We start from the raw sequence: 5,404 nt of genomic DNA, 5'->3' as shown, positions 1-5,404 counted from the left end.
CTGGCGCTCACGCTTGATCTGCACAGAGCCGCGCAAACTCTCGCAGAGCATCACCGCCTGTCGTTCTACGACGCGCTGATCGTCGCCGCCGCGCTGGAGGCCGGCTGCGACACGCTGTACACCGAGGACATGCAGCACGGCTGCAAATTCGGCAGGCTCGTCATCGTCAATCCGTTCATTGAGGCTGGCTTGTGAAGCGCCCTGCCAGGGAGTCGCCCGCGACCCATGCTTCGAGACGCTCGCGTCGCTCGCTCCTCAGCATGAGGGGAGATTGTTTCGGCGGCGGAACAGGGAACATCCCCCCAAGCCGCTGATCCCTCCCCACCCCCGACTCGGATTTTCCGCGTTAACGCATATATACAAAATGTGACATCCGCCCGCCGGAGGCCAGGTGCGGGGCGTTGTCAAGGACTGCACAACGCCCCGTTTTTGCCTTATGGATCTTCACGGAACCGGCGATCGGCGTATGCCTGTCATCAATCGGTGCCAGAAGGCTCTCAACCTGTTGCCGCCCCGCCGGGAGGAAGAATGCACGGACTGCTGACCACGCTGAGGCGTGGCTTCAAGGAACGGATCGGCTGGAAACGGCTCGGAATCGTCGCGAGCCTCGTCATCATCGCCTTCGCCATCGCCACCATGGTCCGCACCCTCAAGGGGGTCGATACCGGCGTGATCCTGGTCGCGCTGACGGAGATTCCGCCTGTCAATATCGCGCTGGCGGCGCTGTGCGTGATCGGCGCGTTCTTCACGCTGACCTTCTATGATTTCTTCGCGCTGCGAACCATCGGCAAGCGGCACGTGCCCTATCGCACCGCGGCGCTGGCGAGCTTCACCAGCTACACGATCGGCCACAATATCGGCGCCACGGTGTTCACCGGCGGCGCGATCCGGTTCCGGATCTATTCGGATCACGGCCTTTCCGCCATCGACGTCGCCAAGATCTGCTTCCTGTCGGGCCTCACCTTCTGGCTCGGCAATCTGTTCGTGCTGGGCATCGGCATGGCCTGGCACCCGGAGGCCGCGACCGCGATGGACCTGCTGCCGCCGGCGGTGAACCGGCTGATCGCGATCGGCTGCCTTGCCGGCATCGCGGCCTATTTCGTCTGGCTGGTCACCGGCAAGGAACGCCGCGAACTCGGCCAGAACGGCTGGAAGGTGGTGCTGCCGTCGGCGCGGCTGACGCTGCTGCAGGTCGTGATCGGCGTGGTCGATCTCGGCTTCTGCGCGCTGGCGATGTATCTGCTGATGCCGGCCAATCCCGCCATCGATTTCGTGTCGCTGGCGGTGGTGTTCATCCTGGCCACCCTGCTCGGCTTCGCCAGCCATGCGCCGGGCTCGATCGGCGTGTTCGACGCCGCCATGCTGGTCGCCCTGCCGCAGTTCGGCCGGGAGGAACTGCTGGCGACGCTGGTGGTGTTCCGGATCCTGTATTTCCTGATCCCGTTCGCGATCTCGATCTCGATCATGGGGTTCAGGGAATTGTGGCTCAGCGTCATCCTGCCCTGGCAGGAACGCCGCCGTCTGAACGAGCTGGACGAGGCCTGCACCGCCTCCGCCCCGGTGCGGCAACAGGTGAAGCGGCAGGCGCAGGGGTAGCGAGTATTTCGGGCAACACAGCCCGCGCCCGCTTTCTTCTCCCCTCCTCCCGCGCGCCCTTGCGCGTGGTGGGGAGGGGAGAAGAAAAGCGGGTTCTCTTATTTCCGCCCCACCAGTAGCGTCAAACGCGCCATGGTTCGAATTCAACTCCGCCTCATCTTGCCCGCAGCGCTGCTGGCGGCAGCGCCTGGTGCGTTGCCGGCGGCGGCGCAGGTTCCCCTCGCCCCGCCGGCGGCCGTGCAGAATGCGCCGGCGACGCAAGGCGCGCCGGACGCCGCGATGCAGATCTCGTGGGAGGTCCGCAACCGCTTCCGGCTGTTCCGGGAGGAACGCGACTTCCTGCTGCATACCGATGGCGGCCGCGGCCGCAGCGTGCTCGCCACCGAACAGGCGCTGGCGCTGCAGAGCGACGGCCGCGGCTGGGCCCGCAATGCGGTGAACCGGCTCTGCATCGACCTCTTGGGCCGGGTCAGCGAGCCCTGCAACCGCGACGGCGTCAAGGAAAGCTACCTGACGCCGACCGAGCATCCGGTCACGCTGCGGCTGACCGGACAGGTTCCGGTCGGCGCCACCTGCGCCTGGACGCTGGACGACGGCGACGGTCCCCGGCAATCCACCTTCGATTGCGCCGAGCCGGTCAATTTCCGGGCGCGCTACGGCCGGCCGACGGTCGCCACCGTGGACGTCTCGTCCGGTCCCGACGCGCCGCTCAGGGTCACCACCGAGATCGCGGTGCGCGATATCTTCATCGCCGGGCTCGGCGACAGTATCGCGTCGGGCGAAGGCAATCCGGACCGCGCGGTGGCGCTGGCGGACGAGGGGTTTTGTTTCCGCTCCTATCTCGGCATGGCCTACACGCAATATTACCGGCCGAGCCGCGCCGGCTACAAGGGCGGCCGGGCCTGCGAGGCGCCCGACAGTCTGCAGGTGTGGCAGCGCCAGAGCGCGCTGTGGCTGAATTCGGCCTGCCACCGCTCGCTGTACAGCTACCAGACCCGCACCGCGCTGGCGCTCGCCGCGCAATATCCGCACATCGCGGTGACCTATCTGCCGCTGGCCTGCACCGGCGCCACCATCGCCGACGGGCTGTTCGGCACCCAGCAGGCGCGCGAATGCCCGCCGACCAAATCCGGCGCCAACTGCTCCGGCAAGGTGAACGCCCAGCTCAGCGAATTGCGCGAGGCCCTCACCGCCGCGAAGCGCCGCCAGCCCGACCGCCGGCTCGACCTGGTGCTGCTGTCGATCGGCGCCAACGACATCAATTTTTCCGGGCTGGTCGCCGACGTGATCGTGGACAATGCCACCGAGCGGGCGCTGTTCCGGCGCTCCGGCGTGATCGGCTCGGTGGAGGATTCCCGCAGCGCCATGACGCGCGATCTGCCGCGCGGCTTCGCCAAATTGCGCGAGGCGCTGAAGCCGCTGGTCGGCGACATGTCTAGGGTGCTCTATGTCTCCTACGCCAATCCGACGCTGGCGGCGGACGGCGGACCGTGCGCCGGCGGCCCCGCCGGTTTCGACATCCACCCCTCCTTCAACGCCGAGCCGCAGCGGCTCGCCAACGTCTCCAATTATGTGCAGAACGAGTTCCTGCCGGCGTTGAAGTCACTGGCGCTGTGCCAGGGCGGCATCCTGTGCCGCGATCCCGCCGCCGACCGCATGACCTTCGTCGACGCGCATCAGCCCGCCTTCGCCGGCCACGGTTTTTGCGCGCGGGCGCCGACCGATCCGGTATTCGACCAGGCGTGTTTTTCGCCGAAGGGCGAAAGCTTCGATCCCGACATCGTCACCGCGGCCAGCCAGCCGATGCTGTGCGGCCGCAGCGCCGGCGAATATCGCGCCTATCTGCCGCGCGCGCGTTGGATCCGCGACGCCAATGACAGCTATTTCGCCGCGATGACCTATCCCGGCGGCTTGCCGGCCTCCAGCCAGCCCACCGACATCCACGATGCGACCTGGGGCGTTCTGTCCGCGGTCTATGGCGGCGCGGTGCATCCCTCCGCCGAAGGCCATGCCGCGATGGCGGATGCGGCCGTGCCGGCCGCAGCCGCGGTGCTGCAACTCGACGCGGAGCCGGCGGCGGGCGTCGCGCGTTGAGCTTTCTTCTCCCCTCCCCGCCACGCGCAAGCGCGCGTGGAGGGAGGGGAGAAGATCAACATTGCTCTACCGCGCGGGCGGAGTGCCCGGAGCCGGCGCCATTGCGGGCGCGGCGGCCTTTTTCGGCGCGGCCGGCTGCTTTCCGCCCGGTGGCGGCTTCATCGCCGCGGCCTGCGCCGGCAGCCATTTGGTGACCACGGCCGGATCGAGCTGGGCCATCGCCGTATCCGGCAACCGGGTCCATATCTCGTTCTTGCCGAACAGCGCGATCCCCATATAGCCGCGCATCGTCAGCGTCTGGCCATCGGGGCTGACGCTCATCTTGGCCTTGTAGATCTTGCCGTCGCGCGGATCGAGCACGTTGCCGTCCTCGTATTTCAGGCCATCGCGCTTCATGTCCCGGATGAAGGAAATGCCGAGCACCGGCGCATCCTTGCGATCATCGACGCATTTCGAACAGACCGGGTTGGGCGCTTCGCCGGGCAGCGGGAAGGTCTTGGCGATCGCGCCCTCGAAGACGCCGCCGCGATCGACCACGAGGAACCAGCCCACCGGCTTGCCGTCCTCGATCTTCTGCCACAGCCCGGCGGCCGTCGGCTCCGCGACCTGGGCCGCCGCCATCGTGGCGAACAGGCCGAAACCGATCACGAAAAAAAGCGTCTGTTTGATTCTGGATATCGCAGTCTGCATTTTCACCACCTGACCAATCCATAAAACAATGGCCCCAGACTAAGGCCATTTCGCGGACGGTTCCAGTGCCGCCGGCCGCCATCAGGCGCGGCCGGCATGCCTCTTTCAGGGCATTGCCGCAGGAATCAATCGGGGCATCAGTTGACCCCGAGCTTCTTCTGCAGGCTGGAGGACGAGGTGGTGTACTGGAACACCAGCCGCTTGTCCGGATAGACGTAGCGGTGCGCCTTCTGCGCCATCAGCGAGCCCTCATGGAACCCGCACAGGATCAGCTTCAGCTTGCCGGGATAGGTATTGATGTCGCCGATGGCGAAGATGCCGGGCACATTGGTTTCGAACGCTGATGTCTCGACCGCGACCAGATTGTTCTCCAGCGCCACGCCCCAATTGGCGACCGGGCCGAGCTTCATGGTCAGGCCGAAGAACGGCAGCATGGTGTCGCAGGAAATGGTCGAGACGGCGTTGTCACTGCCCTTCATGGTGGCGCCGGTGAGTTTGCCGCCCTCGCCTTCCAGCGCGGTGACCTGGCCGATCTTCAAATCGACCTTGCCCGCGGCCACCAGCGCGCGCATCTGTTCGACGCTGTGGGGTGCTGCGCGAAAATCGTCGCGACGGTGCAGCAGCGTGACGCGTTTGGCGATCGGCTGCAGGTTGAGGGTCCAGTCCAGCGCGGAATCGCCGCCGCCGACGATCAGCAGATCCTTGTCGCGGAACTGCTCCATCTTGCGTACCGAATAGAACACCGAGGTGCCTTCATAGGCCTCGATGCCCGGCACCGGCGGCCGCTTCGGCTGGAACGAGCCGCCGCCCGCCGAGATCACCACCACCTTGCATTCGAACACCTGGCCGGCATCGGTGGTGACGCGAAAGAGAGGATCGCCGTTCTTCTCGATCGTCTCCACCATCTCGTTGAGATGGAAGGTCGGGTTGAACGGCTTGATCTGCTCCATCAGCGCGTCGGTCAGGCCCTGGCCGGTGACGAAGGGAATGCCTGGAATGTCGTAGATCGGCTTTTCCGGATAGA

The 5,404-nt window shown here is 66.3% G+C and carries 5 protein-coding genes; 3 read left to right on the top strand and 2 right to left on the bottom strand.

Annotated features, from left to right (window positions below; genetic code table 11):
• From Q8N40_RS20610 to Q8N40_RS20600, 3 genes are all read left to right on the top strand, one after another.
• Nucleotides 1–195, top strand: a 195-nt coding sequence (locus Q8N40_RS20610; protein ID WP_305713106.1) for a PIN domain-containing protein, incomplete at its 5' end; no start/stop codon positions are given.
• 333 nt (nucleotides 196–528) lie between these two features.
• A complete protein-coding gene (locus tag Q8N40_RS20605; RefSeq protein ID WP_305713105.1) occupies nucleotides 529–1,596 on the top strand; it encodes a YbhN family protein in 1,068 nt (355 codons plus the stop codon).
• Between the two features lie 132 nt (nucleotides 1,597–1,728).
• Nucleotides 1,729–3,690 (top strand): hypothetical protein, encoded by a 1,962-nt coding sequence (locus Q8N40_RS20600; protein ID WP_305713104.1) that lies wholly within the window; start codon nucleotides 1,729–1,731, stop codon nucleotides 3,688–3,690.
• A gap of 66 nt (nucleotides 3,691–3,756) precedes the next feature.
• Here the strand turns inward: Q8N40_RS20600 and Q8N40_RS20595 are convergent, their stop codons facing one another.
• The gene (locus Q8N40_RS20595; protein WP_305713107.1) at nucleotides 3,757–4,311 is read right to left on the bottom strand and encodes a DUF2147 domain-containing protein; all 555 of its coding nucleotides are present in this window, start codon (nucleotides 4,309–4,311) and stop codon (nucleotides 3,757–3,759) included.
• A gap of 206 nt (nucleotides 4,312–4,517) precedes the next feature.
• Nucleotides 4,518–5,404: NAD(P)/FAD-dependent oxidoreductase (locus Q8N40_RS20590; RefSeq protein WP_305713103.1), on the bottom strand; the 887-nt coding region annotated here is incomplete at its 5' end.

The organism is Bradyrhizobium sp. (genome assembly GCF_030693485.1).
GTDB lineage: Bacteria > Pseudomonadota > Alphaproteobacteria > Rhizobiales > Xanthobacteraceae > Bradyrhizobium.
This window is presented reverse-complemented; position numbering and strand designations above follow the sequence as displayed.